Genomic DNA, 16,857 nt, shown 5'->3' on the forward strand with positions numbered 1-16,857 from the left:
AGGCGCTCGCTTATGCGCTACTGAACGATATCACCTTGGCGGAAAATATCGATGTTTACTTGTCCTGCGCCAGTGCGGCTGACGCGATAGGCCTGCCCCGCGCCCAACACCTTGATGTGTTGATCTGTTGTAATCTCTAGTGCGGTATTTTCATCGATTGCCCAGCCGTTATTGGGAGCATGTTGCTGTTCAATCGCGTGGATCAAGCGAGTCACTGTGCCCCATTGGCTGGCGTGTACATCAACCGATGCGTTAAAAAGTCCAAGTCCAGGACGAATATCCAGTGCATCCAGTCCTTCTGCCAGATCGGCATCTAGGATAGCGACTTGTTTATTATCTACCGCCATGTTCCAGCCGCCAACTATGGCTTTTTCTGCGCTGATGGCCGCGCCGGCAGAAAAGCCACCATAGACCACCTGGTGCTCCTGTAAATAGTTCACCCAGCTGGTATCGCTGGTTAACACTTCTTGATACAAGGGCGTTAATCCGCCCCACACGAATACGGCCGTGGGTTGGTATTGAGCCAAAGTATCTGCCGATAACATGTCTCCCTGGCTGAGAGTGATGGAATGAATATCGTCAGTGGAAGCGCCAGCGGCCAGTAGAGCTTGTTGTGATCTGGCTATTTGTTCTTGCCTCTCCTCTGGCCCATCTTCTGGTTCTGCCACGTGTATGGAAACAATGCTGCGCTGTTCGCCTTGAGTGGCGCCGTCAACAAATGCCTGATAGATCACAGTGTTGGCACTTGAGTCCCAGCCCCCACCGACTAAAAACAAATGCAGTAATACCGATTTCATGATGAGACTCCTAACTAAGCTTGGCCGAGTGTATTGGCAAACGGCCAGCCTAGCGGCAGTGAGGTAGTTAAATCAAGTGCCAGTGGCGCTTAGATTATTGTTGCTTTAGCGGGTGATAGCGTTAGGGGCTCCGGCTGAGCCCCGAGGCAGTGAAGCTACAGATAGCTGAAAATCATAATTTGAGGAAAGAAGATCAATATCAATGATGCAAATAGCAGCATGGCGATAAAGGGGGCTGTGCCACGAATAACCTCCCAGTAAGGGCGTTTAAATACCGCGATGGCGGTGAATATGTCGCAACCAAACGGTGGTGTTGCTGAGCCAATAGCGACCTGAAGGGTGATCAGAATGCCGACATGAACAGGGTCTAAACCCGTTGCCGCAATGGCCGGAGCAAAAATGGGCGTTAATACAAGAATTACGACAATAGGGTCGACGAACATGCAGGCAATAAAAAAGGCGATGGATATTGTCGCTAATACTGCTGTTGGCCCCATGTCGTTGATGCCAATGGCTTCCAGTACGGCTTGTGGAACTTGAGCAAACGAAATGATCCAGGAAAAACCGTTACCGATACCCACCAAAATAAACACCACAGCGGTCACCAATCCTGTGGTTTTGGCAATCTCGTGCAAATCTCTATAGGTCAGTGATCGAAATATCAGAAACTCGAGAATCAGTGCATACAATACACACACGGCGGCAGCCTCTGTTGGGCTGAAAACACCTCCATAAATACCACCAATCACAATGACAGGGAAAAATAGCGGCCATACTGCTCGTTTGCTGGCTTGCCAGCGCTCATGCCAGCTCGATCGCTTTTCTGTTGGCACGTTATTGATGCTGGCGTAGGCCAAACAATAGAGAGAAAACAGCATCAGTATGAGTAGGCCTGGCCCGATGCCTGCAAGAAATAAGTCGGCGATCGATGTTTCTGAAATGACGCCATAAATGATCATGCCGATACTGGGTGGAATCAAGAACGCGATGTCACTGGCGTTAATGATGAGTGCCAATGAAAATGGATCGGAATAGCCAGCTTTTAGCAGTTTTGGCCGCAGTGTAGAACCGACAGCGACCACAGTGGCTTGAGTGGAGCCGGAAACGGCGCCAAATAACGTACAAGATGTTGCGGTGCTGATGGCCAGTCCGCCGCGAATATGACCAATATAAGTCATAACCATTGCAATTAAACGGCTAGCTGATTGCCCTCGGGTCATGATATCAGCGGCGAGGATAAACATGGGAACTGCAATCAAAGAGGCAGGGCGAATGCCTCCTAGGACTTGCTGAATAAAGGTATCCATCTGGCCGATGCCATCGAACATTAGATAGAAGCCTGTTAAGGCGGCGGCTGTCAGGGGGATCATCATCGGAAAACCAAATATAAGCAATACGATCATGATGACTATCAATGTCAGTGCCATGGGGTTGGGTCCGGCATATTTTACGGTTGAGACGTATTGTTGTCGTAGCTGTCGGTTACGCTGCTAGATATAAATACGTCATTTTTAGATTGTGAGTTTTTAATCGCAGTCATCAGATACTGAATCCCGGTGACAGTGAATCCTGCAGGAACCCATATATAGATCCACCATATGGGTATGCTGAGTGCTGGCAGTACGCGCCCGTGTTCAAAGGTCGTGATAACGTAGTTCACGGACAGGTATGCGAGGAAAAACATGGTGGCTGCAGTTAAGGTTGCAATAAGTATCATGGCTAGCTTGCGGCCAGCCGTCGGCAATAAGTCATAGAACGCAGACATGCGTATATGGCGTCCGTGCCGTGCGGCATAGCCCATTCCTGCAAACGTCACTAAAATGATAAGGATGCGATTGATCTCACCGGAGAAAAATAGCCCTTCTCCAAAAACAAATCGGGCGACAACGTTGCTGCAAGTATTTAGCGCCATCAGTAATACGCTGGCAGTTAGCGCCAGTGCTTCAATTTTGCTTAACGTTGTATCTAGCCATCCCAGTGGCCCAGGAAGCGAAGAGGCATAATGTAGTTGGCTTGTCATAAAGATACTAAGGGGCTCAAAGGCCCCTTTTTATTATTCAGTCGCTGCTAGGTCGGTCTTGAACTGCATGAGCAGTTGTCTTCCACTGCTGCCTGTCATATCAGTGAAGGTTTTTTCGACTTTTTCTGCGCGGTCCTTAAATACGTCTATTTGAGCCTCGCTTAGATGTGTGACGGTAACGTCGGCATCGGCAGCCTGAATTTTCTTAAGAGAGTTTTCTGCTAAACCATCAATGTGTTTGAGTGTTTCATTAAAGGCGTATTCTGCAGCTTCTCGCACCATTTTCTGTTCTTTTTGCGGGAGGGCATCATAAAACTGTTTGTTGGCCATCGACGCTGTTGTGAACCAACCATGTCCGGTAAATATTAGATTGGGGGACACCTCATACAAACCACCCGATTCGATCCAAAAGATAGGGTTTTCCTGGCCTTGAATCATGTTGGTTTGCAGTGCTCCATACACTTCTCCCCAGGGGAGTGGAACTGGCGTTGCACCAAAGGCTTCATAGGTCGAGGACAGCAATGGGTTAGTCATGACACGAATTTTTTTGCCGGCAAAGCCTTCTGGGGAAGTGACGGGCTCATCGACAGTGACCACCATTTCTCCTTCAGGATACATTTTCAGCAGCTCCAGACCTTTTTCAGCATAGAGCTCTGGAAAGCGTTCATTGATGGCCTTACTGGTGCGGAAAAAATCGACCACAGTGTCCATATCTGTTGGCATTAGGTAGGGGATAAAGAAAATCTGTGCCTCGGGGATCAGTGAGCCGGTGAAACCAGGGGACTGATTAACAAACTGTAATATACCGGCTTGGGCTTGCTCCATGATGTCGTCCGATTCACCCAGTTCGCCAAAACGGTAAATCTGCAACGTATGATCGGATTCTCGCTCAATGTATTCCTTGAATTTGTGTGCGTACACATCCTGCACGTCACCCTCATATTCTTCATGGGCGTAGCGCCAAGTGTCGGCAAAGGCGGTTGAGCAGAAGCTGGTGCAAACCAGAGTTGAGACTAACAGCTGTTTGATACGAGCAGAAATGGACATCGTGTCCTCCGTGTCATTGACGCGACTGCAGGTGCAGTGCAAGGCTTTGTGGACACAAACGCACAGGGCTGTTTTGTCCCCCGAAAAAAAGCGTCCTACTGTAAGGACGTAGTATGAGCTTTTTCAGCATGACAAATCGTACACCTATATGCAACCGCACATGTTTGCTAACAATCACGATTCCATCTTGGCTCAAATAGTTAACTAAAGACAATGAGATTTAGGCCTTTGTTAACGCTCAATCTAGCAATTATTCTGAACAAATGATCAGTCGGACAATCGTATTTCTTTAAGGGTTGTGGCTGCCAACTAGCTGTCGTTGTTTTACCTTTTTCAATGACACCATCCAGACGCTTGGCGGAATCGATTGTTCGAATCTGGTACTAATTCACTATTTCCAGTGCTGGCCTTTAGTGGCCACTGTTAGTCACTGTCTAGTCTCTCAAGAACGAAATGGAAGATGCTGTCTGTAGTGACAATAGCTCCTTGGCTGCTGAGGCGGATTGTTGCAATCGACGGCCAGATTCAATTGTTATAGAGACATCGATGTCATGCCGCTGTTAAGACGTACTATCTGGATTTCGCCACTTCTGGCCGCTTTAGCAAGCCTATTGCTGAACTCCCTATTTGACTACGCCGCAGCCGGGATAGCCGTTATCTTGGTCAGTGTGGTTCTCGCCTTTTTGTCCTGGCAACAACAAAAACAGCAGCAAACCTTATCGTTACAAAATTCAGCACTCAGTGAGGCCGAGCGGCAGCGTAGCCAAGTGGGTGATCAATTTGCTCAGCAGCTTTCTCACCTTTGGAAAGATGTAACTCCTGTGTGGCGCGGGCATATTGATGGCTGTCGTACCTTAGGTAATGAATCCATAGAGGCACTGTCAGGTCGGTTCAGCCATTTAGTTGAATTGATTCGAGAGGCGCAAGGTAACTATGCCGATGATAGCCATAGCACCGAATCGCTGGAGCACGATAAACAACAATTAAAACAGCTGTTTGATCAGTTGCGTAGCTATGAAGATACCTCTGATGAATTGTTTGAAAAGATTTCCATGCTGGAAGGGTTTGCCAACGATTTAGACCTTATGGCGTCCTCCGTGGCCAGTATTGCTGATCAAACCAATATGTTAGCGCTTAATGCCGCCATTGAGGCCGCTCGTGCTGGTGATAACGGTCGCGGATTTGCTGTGGTTGCAACGGAAGTGCGTAGTCTCTCGCAGCAGTCAGGAGAAGCAGGTGATCAAATTGCGGGAAAAATTGCTGTGCTGAAAAAAAGCATGAGTGAGATAACCGAGAGCGCCAGAGAGACTCAAGAGCGTGAAGATCAGACGCTTAGAGAGAGTGAAAGCTTCATCAATGAGTTGGTCGAAAGTCTTGAGCTTCAGGCTAGCTCCTTAGTCGAGCGTGGCCAGTCGCTGTTGGCGATAAACGAGCAGGTGCGTGAGGAGATCGAGCAAGTGATCACCGAGTTACAGTTCCAAGACAGGGTCAGTCAGATATTGGATCAGGTGACCTTAAGCATGTCAGAGCTCGAAGACGAAGTGGCGCAAGCCCACTTAGCCTATCAAGCGAATGCCGCTCTTCCTACCATTCACAGTCAGCGTATTCTCGATCGAATGAAAACCCAGTACACCACCATGGAACAGCACCATTTGCATGGCGGCCATTCGGTCGAAGACGCGGCTGCAGGTGGTTCTGTCAATTTCTTCTGAGGCACAGCATATGTCTAAAACCATCATGGTCGTTGATGATTCTGCATCTATTCGTCAGGTAGTACGCATTGCCTTAAATGGTGCTGGGTACAATGTTATAGAAGCCTCTGATGGTAAAGATGCTTTAAGTAAATTAACGGGTGACAAAATTCACTTGGTTATCAGTGATGTCAACATGCCAAATATGGATGGCATTTCATTAGTTAAAGAGCTCAAGAAAAATCCGCGTTATAAATTTACGCCAGTGATTATGTTAACGACGGAGGCTGGTAAAGACAAAATGGCAGAAGGTAAAGCCGCCGGGGCGAAAGCCTGGGTAGTAAAGCCCTTTCAGCCACCTCAAATGCTGGATGCAGTATCCAAATTGATTCTGCCATGAAATAGCGATTTGGGAGTGGCATATGATGCGCATCGAGCTAGAAAATGAAATGACTATTTATACCGTTGCTGAGCAGCGAGACAAGTTGCTGCCGTTACCTTCCGACTGCAAACAGTTGCTGGTAGATGCCAGTGCTTTACAGGAAGTAGATGGGGCAGGCACTCAATTGCTGCTTTTGGTTGCAAGGGAGTGTCACGAGCAAGGTATTGATTGCAAACTCATCAATGTGCCATCGGCACTAAAAGACATCGTTGATTTATTAAGACTGTCAGACATCGATTGGTTCTCTTCTGAATCAGAGGAGGCAGCATGACGGAACTGACCGATACCTTCTTGCAGGAATCGCAAGAACTTCTGGAGCAAATGGAAGAGGCGCTGCTGGCGGTTGAGGAGCAAGGCCAGGACGACGAACTGATTAACGCAATATTTCGTGCAATCCACACCATCAAGGGGGCGGCAGGCATCTTTGGTTTTGCAGAGGTGGTAGGGTTTACTCACCCTGTTGAAACTATTCTGGATGCCGTTCGTCATCATCAGCGGGACCTTGATGACGATTTGCTTAGCTCTCTGCTAGAGAGTAAAGATCACCTGTTAGCCTTGACTCAGGCTTCGGTGAGTGGCCAAACCAATATCGACATGATCAAACAGGGTGATCAAATATTAGGCAAGATGACTGCTGTAGAAAGTTGGTCTCGCGATGAATCCTGTGATGATGAAGAGACACCGATTCCAGAGGCAGAACGCCAATGGCTGGTCAGTCTTCGTTTTCGCGAGGATGCATTTCGCAATGGTATCGATGCCGTTTCCTTTATCGGTTATTTGCAGCAAAAGGGACGCATTGTTGATGTTTTGACACTGCAGCATAATCTCCCCGCATGTGCAGACTACGATCCAGAGTCCTGCTATTTGGGCTTTGATATATTGTTTGAAGGGAATGTCAGTAAGCAATCACTCTTTAACGTATTTGAATTCGCAGCGGATGACTGCGATATACGAATTCTTCCTCCAGCCAATATTGAAAAAGAATACATCGATAAAATTGCCAATACTCCAGATGATCATATCGATAGGCTGGGTGACATGTTGGTGGCGGTTGGAGCGCTAACCCGACACGAAGTCGAACGCAGTCTTGGCAAGCAGGGTAATGGCGCTGAAAAGCTAGGCGAGATTCTGGTCAAAGAAAAAGCGGTTACTCAAGCTACTGTTAATGCTGCATTATCAAAACAGTCCGATGGTAAGGCTCGGCAAACCGCTGAAAGTCGATTAATTCGAGTTGATTCAGAGAAACTGGGTCGACTCATTAATCTAGTAGGGGAAATGGTTATTTCCAATGCTGCCATCCGGCTGCGCATTGAGGAAGATGGATTGAGTCAGTTGAATGATTCAGTGACAGCAGCCGAACAACTGGTTGAAGAAATCCGAGACACGGCTTTGCAGCTACGCATGGTGCAAATTGGCGATTCTTTTTCACGTTTTCGCCGTGTGGTTCGTGATGTAAGTAAGGAATTGGGGAAAAAAATTGAACTTGAAATCACTGGTGGTGACACTGAGCTCGATAAAACCGTGGTAGAAAAAATAACAGACCCATTAACTCATTTAGTTCGAAACTCGCTAGATCATGGCATAGAAATGCCAAGAGATAGAGCAGTGGTTGGTAAGCCTGATGTCGGCACTTTGCTTTTGAATGCTTATCATGAATCTGGCCATGTTGTTATCGAGATTGAAGATGACGGCGCTGGCTTAGACCTTGAAAAAATCCGCAATAAAGCCATTAGCAATGGTTTGATTCGCGAAGATCAAGAACTGAGCGAAAAAGAAGTCAGTCAGCTCATATTTTCACCAGGTTTATCGACCAAAGATGTCGCCAGTAATTTATCGGGTCGAGGTGTTGGCATGGATGTTGTGAAGCGCAACATTGAAGAGCTGCGTGGCAGTATTGACGTTAGTTCGGAACCAGGCTGCGGCACAAAAATGACAATTAGGTTGCCATTAACACTGGCTATTATCGATGGGTTTATGGTTGGTGCTAATAACGAGCGTTATGTGATACCACTGGCCATGGTTGAAGAGTGTGTAGAAATGGAAAGTGCCGATTGGCATGTGGAAGAAGAACAGCAATATATTAACCTGCGTGGCGATGTGCTGCCCTACATTCGTTTGGCAAGTTTCCTAAAAGTACCTGGTGATAATCAACACGAGAGAGAGAGTCTTGTCGTTGTGCGTATTGGCAATGAGCGTGCGGGGTTTGTTGTTGATTCCTTGTACGGCGAGTTACAAACCGTTATCAAGCCACTGGGTAAGATATTCAGGAATTTCAATGGTATCAGCGGTTCAACGGTACTGGGTAGCGGAGATGTAGCCCTTATTCTCGATGTTCAGGGGCTGGTGAATTCTGCCCATGAGCAAATGACAATGCACTGAGGGGGGCGACAATGTCAGCTCATGATCACGCTATTTCAAGTGCCCATTCATATCAGTACCTCACGTTCTATTGTGGCAAAGAGTTATTTGGATTATCTGTCGAGGCGGTTAAGCAAATCATAGAGCCAGACTCCATGACTCGAATCCCTGGCGCTGCTAGTTATATTCGTGGCGTAATTGAAGTCAATGATGATGTCATTCCTATTATTGATCTTCCGATGAAAGTTGGTGCTGCCGTTCAGGGGCAGGCACGGCGCAGTTGTGTCGTTTTAGCGCGTGTGCCGCAAGAATCTAAAGAAGCCACCATAGGGCTTTGGGTAACTGAGGTGCGTGAGATAGTCGCCGTTGAAGCTAAGAATATTCGCTCAACACCTTCTGTGCATGAAGAGGCTGCCGATAAAGACTATGTCGGTTCTTTGGTTCATACAGACGACGGCCTAGTGGTGCTAATCGATCCACAGCAGGTGCTGAGTGCAGAAGAATTCCATCATACAAGGCAGTTGCAACGAGACTACTCGACAGATCAATAACCATGAGTTAATCGTATTTTGAGTCTAGATGCCCAGTACGATCACCAGCTGACGTGCTAGTACCGTATAGCAGCCGCTGTTTATATAGGGAGATAGCAAATGTTTAAGAAGTTAAACCTGAGCATGCAGATTAGCCTGAGTTACTCTGTGGTGATTGCTTTGCTTCTGGTTCTGTCGATTGTGGCTTATATGGGCTTGGGGGATGCTGTTAAAGGCTTTCGTGATTACCGCAATCTAGCTAGTGATGCCAATATCGCTGGGCGAGTCCAAGCCAACATGGTTCTTGCTCGCATGCATGCGGTTAAGTACCTCAATGATCCGAGTCAGGCGTCTAGGGATGGTTTTTTTGAACGCTTCGATGTAATGGAAGAAGAGCTTCAACGTGCGGCTGTGGAAATAAAGAACCCAAAAAGAGCTGAAAAGATATCTCTAGCTAGTAGTGAAGTAGGAGAATATCGCACTGCTTTTTCCAAGGTGGTGAGTGATCAAGAAAAGTCTGACGCTTTATTGTTGTCTACATTACGTCCACAAGGAGGGGCGCTGGTTAAAACAGCACAGCAAATGTACGACATCGCTTCATCCTCTCAGAATTTTAATGTCGTCGTTGGTGCTAGCCGTGTTCAATCGGCGCTATATGAAGTACGTCTATTCGGAAATATGTTTTTGTCTAGTGGCAATATTGAACATATCAATAAGGCAATTGAGTTGGCGGAGGGGCGCTTAGTTGAGGCTGTGTTGGATTACCAAAATCAGCCTTTGAACAGCAGAGAACGTGATCTGGCGAGTTCTTTTTCTGAGACATTGGCAACCTACACAGACGGTGTTAAAGAGCTAAGGCAACTGAGTGTTGATAAAGCCGGTTATGTTGCGGTGATGGAACGGGTTGGCCCGGTTGTGGCTGAAGCAACAGAGTTTGTGAAGTTATCTGTGATTGAAGATCAACAAGCTTTGGGGGATCAGGTTGAAGGAGGTAATGCCGACACCGTTAGCATGGTGGTTTGGGTGTCCGCCATTTCCATTCTGCTCGCCGTCGTATTGTCTTGGGTGCTGGTAAGAATCATTAAAAAGCCACTGGGAGGAGAGCCTTCAGAGATGGCTTATATCACCTCAGAAATCGCGGATGGTAACCTGCAAGTTGCTTTCAATAATCGTGACAATGCCAGTGGTGTTTATGGCCATATGATCAATATGGTGAATCGTCTGACATCGGTTATTGAACAGGTCCGAAGTGGAGCTGATGGACTAGCCAGTGCTTCCAATGAGTTAAACGCATCTGCTCAGACCATCTCGCAAGGGGCGACCGAGCAGGCTTCCAGTGTTGAAGAAACCAGTGCTTCGGTAGAGCAATTGCACGCGTCGGTTAGACAAAACGCTGAAAATGCTCGGGTGACTGATCAGATGGCGACAAAAGCGGCAGCCGAGGCTGAGCAGGGCGGACAGGCCGTCGCCAGAACGGTAACCGCCATGCGAGACATAGCCGACAAAATTGGCTTGATCGAAGACATTGCCTACAAAACTAATTTACTGTCGCTCAATGCCGCCATCGAAGCCGCCAGAGCTGGTGAGCATGGCAAAGGGTTTACTGTTGTTGCCGCGGAAGTGCGCAAACTGGCAGAAAATAGCCGCTCAACGGCGCAGGAAATCAATGAATTGGCGACCAGCAGTGTATCCATTGCTGAAGAAGCAGGCCAATTGCTAGAAGCCATCGTGCCAAGCATTCAAAAAACGGCGGACCTAGTGCAGGAAATCACCGCTTCCTCTGAGGAGCAGGCGGCAGGTATCGATCAGATTAACAGTGCAATGTCGCAATTAGACAAGGCAACGCAGCAGAATGCTTCATCATCGGAAGAATTGGCGGCAACAGCGGAAGAATTATCTGGTCAAGCCGAAGCGTTGCAGCAGGCAGTGGCGTTTTTTGCGCTTGCGGGCACGGCCTCGGAGCCGGCAAAGATGAGCCAGGCTTCGGGCTCACCTAAGGCTCCTGTGCGAGAAAGCAACGCTCAGCCTGATTATGGTGAATTCAAACGCTATTGAGGTAATGGCCATGGAACTGCTGGATCAGCCACAGGCTTTAAATAATCAATATTTGACCTTCGTTGTTCATGGTAAGCGCTATGCCATCAGTATTTTAGATGTGAAGGAAATTATTGAAGTAAGCAGTATGACGCGAGTACCTATGGCCGCCGATTCGGTTCGCGGTGTCATTAATTTACGCGGTAATGTTGCCCCTGTGATTGATTTGAATCAGAGACTAAAACAACATTCGACCAATATTGGCAGGCGCAGTGTTGTCTTGGTCGTGGAGCAACAGGATCAGCAAGATCGCGATATCTTTGGCATGTTGGCCGATAGCGTCAGTGAAATCGTCGAAATTGATACTTCAGATATTCAAGAAGCTCCAGACTTTGGCGTGGGTATCCGCCAGGAGTTTATCGAACGTATGGCCCGTATCAACGATGAATTTATCGTGATTTTGAATCTTAACCGACTGCTGGATGCAGAGGAGCTGTCCCAGCGGGAGGCATCATGACTACAAACGGCATTGATCAAGTATCGGATGCGGCCTTTGCTGGTATAGCTAAGTTGCTGTATGACACTGCCGGCATTCAGCTGGGTGAGCACAAAAAAACAATGATGGTGACGCGTTTGCGCAAGCGCTTACTGTATCTTGGCCTTAACTCGTTTGATGAATATTTGCGTTTTTTAAAAACAGGCAGTCGCGATGAACTGCAATGTATGCTGGATCTGATGTCCACCAACGAAACCTATTTTTTCCGCGAAGCCGAGCATTTTAAAGTGCTGGCCAATGAGTTGCGCAGCGATCCTAAAAAACATTGGCGGATCTGGTGCGCGGCGTTGTCCTCTGGTGAAGAGGCGTACACCATAGGCATGCTGGCACAAGATATTTTAGGATCTGACCAATGGTCTTTAGTCGGTACTGATATCAGCTCACGGGTTGTGGACAAAGCCAGAAGAGCGATTTATCCCGAGTCCATGCTGGAAAAAATCCCTGATTATTACCGTAAGCACTATTGCCTGCGTGGTGATGGAGAGTACAGCGGATATTTTACCTTTGTTCCTGAAATACGTGCCGCTATTGACTGTCGGCTGATGAATTTGACCAAGCCGCTGGCAGGGATAGGACCTTTTGATATCGTATTCATCCGTAATGTACTGATCTACTTTGATCAGGCGACCAAAGAAGCGGTGATTAATCGTATGTTGCCGCTGATTGCAAAGGGCGGTCTGTTAATTACCGGTCATTCGGAATCACTGTTTGGTGTTAGTCCTCACTTGCATACGTTGCAGCCTTCAGTATATCGCTACAATCCGCAGGAGCAGGCGACACGTGTATGACTACCTTGGTGATTGCGCCTGGTGAGTACCGCGTCAGTGACAAACCCTCCACCGTGCTCAAAACGCTACTGGGTTCTTGTGTAGCTGTCTGTCTATATGATCGTCAAGTGCATGTGTTTGGCATGAACCATTTTTTATTGGCCGTGGACCGTTATCAGCAGCAGTCTGCAATGAACGGTCGTTATGGCATTCAAGCCATGGAGTTATTACTTAACTCTATGTATCGCCGCCGTGTCGAAAAGAAAAGACTGCAAGCTAAGGTATTTGGTGGTGCCAATGTACTCGGCGATGTTCGTGGTGGACACTTTAATGTCGGCCAGGCCAATGTAGAGTTTGCATTTGCATTTTTGCAGCAAGAAGACATTCCCGTGGTCGCACATGATGTTGGTGGAGATTATGGGCGCAATATTTTATTCGACGGCCGCGATATGAGTGTTTATGTGCGCATGATTGATGGCCAGTCGCAGACTCAGTCTTTGGCTGCCGCTGAGCGTCAGTGGTATGACTGCCAGCGCCAAGAGCAGCTGCGAGAGGAACAGAAACGCGTAATTTTCTGGGATGACTAATGTGAGCACTATCGATGTTTTTATCGTGGATGATTCTGCTGTCGTTCGTCAGGTGTTGACGGAGGTATTGAACAGTTGCTCGGGCATTCGAGTGATTGGCACGGCGACCGATCCTATCTTTGCGCAAAAAAAAATGCAGGCACAGTGGCCTGATGTGATTGTTCTCGATATAGAAATGCCGCGCATGGACGGCATTACTTTTTTACGTCAGGTCATGGCAGAAAGGCCAACCCCAGTGGTGATTTGCTCAACCCTAACGGAGCGTGGTGCCACCACCAGTATGCAGGCCATGTCGGCCGGTGCCGTAGATATCATTACCAAGCCGAAAACGGGTCTTAAAGGATTTTTGCAAGAATCACGCACCCTATTAATGGATGCCATCAAGGGGGCAGCAGCGGCAAGGCCCAAGGCGGTACGTAAATCGACTCCGGTCGCGGTGACCCATGCCAGTATTGCGCCGTTGCATGAAACCACAGATCGCGTCGTTGCCATCGGCACTTCAACCGGAGGCACTCAAGCTCTGGAGTGTGTGTTGACGGCATTGCCACAGGATTGTCCGGGTATCGTGGTGGTACAGCATATGCCGGCTCAGTTTACCCGGGCATTTGCCGAGCGCTTAGATGGCCTTTGCACGGTGCGGGTCAAAGAGGCGGAGTCAGGTGATCGTGTGGTGCCGGGTCACGTTTTGATTGCGCCAGGTGGTCGACACATGAGCTTGATGCGCAGCGGTGCCCAATATCGTGTTGAAGTGAAAGATGGCCCTTTGGTGTCTCGCCATCGCCCTTCCGTTGATGTGCTGTTTCGCTCGGTGGCTCATGCGGCAGGCAAAAATGCATTGGGTGTTATTATGACGGGGATGGGCGATGACGGTGCTCGCGGGCTGCTAGAGATGTACCAGGCCGGTGCGCTGACGCTGGGCCAAGATGAAGCCACTTGTGTGGTGTATGGCATGCCAAAAGAGGCCCTTCGCATGGGAGGGGTGATTCGCCAATTGCCATTAGGCGATATCGCTGCCGCCATTTGTCATCCCAAATCCTTTGTCTAATCCGCCGTGGCTTGCATCAGCGCTATGTAAAGTCGGTAGGATAATCCGCAGGTCTGATTTACTCAGGTTTACACGCCTGATCTGTGTCGGTAAAGTGAGCGGCTTTTACACTCACGTGGCCTGTCGTAGGGGCCACCACTGACAAGGATATTATTATGCCTGTTATCACCCTTCCCGATGGTTCCAAACGCGAATTCGATCAACCCGTAACAGTAATGCAAGTTGCTGAAGACATTGGCCCTGGTTTGGCTAAAGCGACGGTCTGTGGTCGGATTGATGGTCGACTGGTAGATGCCTGCGAACTGATTACCCACGACGCTGACATCACCTTGATCACTGGTCGCGATCAGGACGGTCTGGAAGTGATTCGTCATTCATTCGCACACTTGGTTGGTCATGCCGTTAAGCAGTTGTTTCCTGCTGCCAAGATGGCCATTGGCCCGGTGATCGACGACGGCTTTTATTACGACATCGATTTTGAGCGTCCTTTCACTCCAGAAGATGTGGCGGTGATCGAAAAGCGTGTCAAAGAGCTGATCAAAAAAGATTACGACGTGGTTAAAAAGATGACGCCTATTAAAGAAGCACGTCGTCTGTTTGTTGATCGTGACGAAGATTACAAGGTCGAATTGATTGATAATCTGATCAGTCAGGGCGAAACCGAAGTCGGCCTGTATCATCACGAAGAATACGTCGATATGTGCCGTGGACCGCACGTGCCGAATACTCGAGTGATGCGCGTGTTTAAATTGATGCGCGTATCGGGTGCTTACTGGCGTGGTGATGCCAATAACCAGCAGTTACAACGTATTTATGGCACCGCTTGGAATGACAAAAAAGATCAAAAAGCGTATCTGACTCGTTTGGAAGAGGCAGAAAAGCGTGATCACCGTAAGCTGGCTAAGCAGCTGGACTTGTTCCACCTGCAAGAAGAAGCGCCAGGTATGGTGTTCTGGCACCCGAATGGTTGGACCATTTACCAAGTGCTTGAACAGTACATGCGTAAAGTTCAAAACGGTGCTGGCTATAAAGAAATCAAAACACCTCAGGTGGTGGATCGCACCCTATGGGAGAAGTCCGGTCACTGGGAGCACTATGCCGATCACATGTTTGTGACCGAATCGGAAAAGCGCACCTACGCGGTGAAGCCGATGAACTGTCCGGCGCACATTCAGGTGTTTAACCAGGGGCTTAAGAGCTATCGCGATTTGCCACTGCGTTTAGCTGAGTTCGGCTGTTGTCACCGTAACGAGCCATCGGGTGCCTTGCATGGCATTATGCGTGTGCGTGGCTTTACCCAAGATGACGCACACATCTTCGTGACTGAAGATCAGATGCGCAAAGAGGCGTCTGACTTTATTAAGTTGACGCTGGAAGTCTACAAAGACTTTGGCTTTGACGATGTTGAAATGAAGCTGTCGACGCGTCCGGAAGGCCGTATTGGTGAAGAGCATCTGTGGGATAAAGCCGAAGCAGCGTTGGAAGATGCCCTCAACGATGCTGGCCTGGATTGGGAGTTGCAGCCTGGTGAAGGTGCCTTCTATGGCCCGAAAATCGAATTCTCGCTGCGCGACTGTCTGAACCGAGTTTGGCAGTGTGGTACCTTGCAGCTGGACTTCATGCTGCCTGAGCGCCTCGGTGCCCAGTATGTGGCGGAAGATGGCGAGCGTAAGCATCCGGTGATGCTGCATCGTGCTATCTTGGGCTCGTTTGAGCGCTTTGTTGGTATACTGATCGAGCACTATGCGGGTGCGATGCCGCCATGGTTGGCGCCCAAGCAAGTGTCAGTCCTGAATATCACTGATAATCAGGCAGAATATTGCGCCGATTTGGCCACTCGACTCAATTCTCTTGGTTTCCGTGCCGATGCGGACTTGAGAAACGAGAAGATCGGCTTTAAAATCCGCGAGCATACTTTACACAAGGTTCCCTTCCTTCTAGTGGTGGGGGATAAAGAAGTCGAAGCAAACACCGTAGCCGTGCGTACCCGTAGCGGAGAAGATCTGGGCGTTATGAACGTCGATGACTTCATGGCGAAACTAGAAAATGCCATCGCACAGCGCGGACGGTTTGGAATGGAGAACTGATCATCAGACGCGACAACAAAAAAGGTGCGCGCGAACCTCGCGCCGCCATCAATGACAATATTCGTGCAACAGAAGTACGTTTGATCGGCGCAGACGGCAACCAAGTGGGTGTCGTTAGCATCGATGAGGCTCTTGAGGCGGCAGCTGAGGCAGAGCTGGACCTGGTGCAAATTTCAGACGGTGATCCCATCGTTTGTAAAGTAATGGATTTTGGCAAGAAGCTCTACGAAGAGAAGAAGCAGAAAGCCGAAGCTAAGAAGCGCCAGCATCAGGTTCAGATCAAAGAGATCAAGTTCCGTCCAGGAACAGAAGAAGGTGACTACCAGATCAAGCTGCGTAACCTGACTCGCTTCTTGGAAGAAGGTAACAAAGCCAAGGTGTCTCTGCGTTTTCGCGGTCGCGAAATGGCGCACCAGAACATTGGTATGGAATTGATGAAACGTGTCGAAGCAGACTTGTCTGAACTAGGCACGGTGGAGCAGCGCCCTAAGATGGAAGGCCGTCAGATGGTGATGGTCATTGCTCCAAGCAAGAAGAAGTAGTCCGGTCTTCAAATGAATGCCCAAGCCCCGGTTGATACCGGGGTTTGTGCTTTCTACCGGTTGCTGGGAAGGCAACGCCTTCTCTGTTATGGCAGACGTTGTACAGGTCTTAGTTTCTGTGCGCGTCACAACTGTGGAGTTAATACAATGCCTAAGATCAAAACTAAGAGTGGCGCAGCTAAGCGCTTCAAAAAGACTGCGAACGGTTTCAAGCACCGTCAGGCTCACCGTAGCCACATCCTGACCAAAAAGAGCACTAAGCGTAAGCGTCACCTGCGTCCTATGTTGCAGGTTCATGGCTCTGATAAGGCACTGGTAGCACGCATGCTGCCTAACCTTTAATTTATTGTTCAG

The 16,857-nt window shown here is 48.6% G+C and carries 17 protein-coding genes; 13 read left to right on the forward strand and 4 right to left on the reverse strand.

The window, feature by feature from the left end; genetic code table 11:
• Positions 1–17: 17 nt before the first annotated feature.
• The 4 genes from AC55FS_RS08985 to AC55FS_RS09000 all read right to left on the reverse strand — a co-directional run bounded on the left by AC55FS_RS08985 (position 18) and on the right by AC55FS_RS09000 (position 3,864).
• Entirely contained in the window at positions 18–797 is a 780-nt protein-coding gene (locus AC55FS_RS08985) for a Type 1 glutamine amidotransferase-like domain-containing protein (RefSeq protein ID WP_496935743.1), read from the reverse strand.
• Between the two features lie 155 nt (positions 798–952).
• Positions 953–2,224, reverse strand: coding sequence for a TRAP transporter large permease (locus AC55FS_RS08990; RefSeq protein ID WP_496935744.1), 1,272 nt, complete (start codon positions 2,222–2,224; stop codon positions 953–955).
• A gap of 20 nt (positions 2,225–2,244) precedes the next feature.
• The gene (locus AC55FS_RS08995; protein ID WP_496935745.1) at positions 2,245–2,817 is read right to left on the reverse strand and encodes a TRAP transporter small permease; all 573 of its coding nucleotides are present in this window, start codon (positions 2,815–2,817) and stop codon (positions 2,245–2,247) included.
• Positions 2,818–2,850: 33 nt separating this feature from the next.
• Complete coding sequence (locus AC55FS_RS09000; protein WP_496935746.1) at positions 2,851–3,864, reverse strand: TRAP transporter substrate-binding protein; 1,014 nt, start codon at positions 3,862–3,864, stop codon at positions 2,851–2,853.
• A 551-nt stretch (positions 3,865–4,415) separates the two neighbouring features.
• Between AC55FS_RS09000 and AC55FS_RS09005 the strand changes: the two genes are divergently transcribed.
• From AC55FS_RS09005 to rpmI, 13 genes are all read left to right on the forward strand, one after another.
• The gene (locus AC55FS_RS09005; protein ID WP_496935747.1) at positions 4,416–5,576 is read left to right on the forward strand and encodes a methyl-accepting chemotaxis protein; all 1,161 of its coding nucleotides are present in this window, start codon (positions 4,416–4,418) and stop codon (positions 5,574–5,576) included.
• 10 nt (positions 5,577–5,586) lie between these two features.
• A complete protein-coding gene (locus AC55FS_RS09010; protein WP_496935748.1) occupies positions 5,587–5,955 on the forward strand; it encodes a response regulator in 369 nt (122 codons plus the stop codon).
• Positions 5,956–5,977: 22 nt separating this feature from the next.
• Positions 5,978–6,268: an STAS domain-containing protein gene (locus tag AC55FS_RS09015; RefSeq protein ID WP_496935750.1), complete on the forward strand. Its 291-nt coding sequence runs from the start codon at positions 5,978–5,980 to the stop codon at positions 6,266–6,268.
• Positions 6,265–8,376: a chemotaxis protein CheA gene (locus AC55FS_RS09020; RefSeq protein WP_496935751.1), complete on the forward strand. Its 2,112-nt coding sequence runs from the start codon at positions 6,265–6,267 to the stop codon at positions 8,374–8,376. Before AC55FS_RS09015 ends, AC55FS_RS09020 begins: the two co-directional genes overlap by 4 nt.
• A gap of 11 nt (positions 8,377–8,387) precedes the next feature.
• Complete coding sequence (locus tag AC55FS_RS09025; protein WP_496935752.1) at positions 8,388–8,906, forward strand: chemotaxis protein CheW; 519 nt, start codon at positions 8,388–8,390, stop codon at positions 8,904–8,906.
• A 99-nt stretch (positions 8,907–9,005) separates the two neighbouring features.
• A complete protein-coding gene (locus AC55FS_RS09030; RefSeq protein WP_496935753.1) occupies positions 9,006–10,940 on the forward strand; it encodes a methyl-accepting chemotaxis protein in 1,935 nt (644 codons plus the stop codon).
• A 10-nt stretch (positions 10,941–10,950) separates the two neighbouring features.
• Complete coding sequence (locus tag AC55FS_RS09035; protein WP_496935754.1) at positions 10,951–11,436, forward strand: chemotaxis protein CheW; 486 nt, start codon at positions 10,951–10,953, stop codon at positions 11,434–11,436.
• Positions 11,433–12,263 carry a CheR family methyltransferase gene (locus AC55FS_RS09040; RefSeq protein ID WP_496935755.1) on the forward strand — a complete coding sequence of 277 codons (831 nt, stop codon included), beginning with the start codon at positions 11,433–11,435 and terminating at the stop codon, positions 12,261–12,263. The genes AC55FS_RS09035 and AC55FS_RS09040 overlap by 4 nt, the downstream gene beginning before the upstream one ends.
• The gene (locus tag AC55FS_RS09045; RefSeq protein ID WP_496935756.1) at positions 12,260–12,829 is read left to right on the forward strand and encodes a chemotaxis protein CheD; all 570 of its coding nucleotides are present in this window, start codon (positions 12,260–12,262) and stop codon (positions 12,827–12,829) included. The genes AC55FS_RS09040 and AC55FS_RS09045 overlap by 4 nt, the downstream gene beginning before the upstream one ends.
• A 1-nt stretch (position 12,830) precedes the next feature.
• Positions 12,831–13,874: a protein-glutamate methylesterase/protein-glutamine glutaminase gene (locus AC55FS_RS09050; protein WP_496935757.1), complete on the forward strand. Its 1,044-nt coding sequence runs from the start codon at positions 12,831–12,833 to the stop codon at positions 13,872–13,874.
• 155 nt (positions 13,875–14,029) lie between these two features.
• Positions 14,030–15,961, forward strand: coding sequence for a threonine--tRNA ligase (gene thrS / locus AC55FS_RS09055; RefSeq protein WP_496935758.1), 1,932 nt, complete (start codon positions 14,030–14,032; stop codon positions 15,959–15,961).
• Between the two features lie 80 nt (positions 15,962–16,041).
• Entirely contained in the window at positions 16,042–16,503 is a 462-nt protein-coding gene (infC, locus tag AC55FS_RS09060) for a translation initiation factor IF-3 (RefSeq protein WP_496935759.1), read from the forward strand.
• A 147-nt stretch (positions 16,504–16,650) separates the two neighbouring features.
• Entirely contained in the window at positions 16,651–16,845 is a 195-nt protein-coding gene (gene rpmI, locus AC55FS_RS09065; protein ID WP_189387876.1) for a 50S ribosomal protein L35, read from the forward strand.
• Positions 16,846–16,857: the final 12 nt, after the last annotated feature.

This window comes from Bacterioplanes sp. CLAM21 (assembly GCF_059641015.1).

Coding starts and splice junctions, on each gene's coding strand:
- AC55FS_RS09045 (WP_496935756.1), top strand. CDS start 12,260: ATGACTACCTTGGTGATTGCGCCTGGTGAGTACCGCGTCAGTGACAAA.
- AC55FS_RS08990 (WP_496935744.1), bottom strand. CDS start 2,224: ATGGCACTGACATTGATAGTCATCATGATCGTATTGCTTATATTTGGT.
- AC55FS_RS09020 (WP_496935751.1), top strand. CDS start 6,265: ATGACGGAACTGACCGATACCTTCTTGCAGGAATCGCAAGAACTTCTG.
- AC55FS_RS09025 (WP_496935752.1), top strand. CDS start 8,388: ATGTCAGCTCATGATCACGCTATTTCAAGTGCCCATTCATATCAGTAC.
- thrS (WP_496935758.1), top strand. CDS start 14,030: ATGCCTGTTATCACCCTTCCCGATGGTTCCAAACGCGAATTCGATCAA.
- AC55FS_RS09015 (WP_496935750.1), top strand. CDS start 5,978: ATGATGCGCATCGAGCTAGAAAATGAAATGACTATTTATACCGTTGCT.
- AC55FS_RS09000 (WP_496935746.1), bottom strand. CDS start 3,864: ATGTCCATTTCTGCTCGTATCAAACAGCTGTTAGTCTCAACTCTGGTT.
- rpmI (WP_189387876.1), top strand. CDS start 16,651: ATGCCTAAGATCAAAACTAAGAGTGGCGCAGCTAAGCGCTTCAAAAAG.
- AC55FS_RS08985 (WP_496935743.1), bottom strand. CDS start 797: ATGAAATCGGTATTACTGCATTTGTTTTTAGTCGGTGGGGGCTGGGAC.
- AC55FS_RS09005 (WP_496935747.1), top strand. CDS start 4,416: ATGCCGCTGTTAAGACGTACTATCTGGATTTCGCCACTTCTGGCCGCT.
- AC55FS_RS09010 (WP_496935748.1), top strand. CDS start 5,587: ATGTCTAAAACCATCATGGTCGTTGATGATTCTGCATCTATTCGTCAG.
- AC55FS_RS08995 (WP_496935745.1), bottom strand. CDS start 2,817: ATGACAAGCCAACTACATTATGCCTCTTCGCTTCCTGGGCCACTGGGA.
- AC55FS_RS09040 (WP_496935755.1), top strand. CDS start 11,433: ATGACTACAAACGGCATTGATCAAGTATCGGATGCGGCCTTTGCTGGT.
- AC55FS_RS09035 (WP_496935754.1), top strand. CDS start 10,951: ATGGAACTGCTGGATCAGCCACAGGCTTTAAATAATCAATATTTGACC.
- AC55FS_RS09030 (WP_496935753.1), top strand. CDS start 9,006: ATGTTTAAGAAGTTAAACCTGAGCATGCAGATTAGCCTGAGTTACTCT.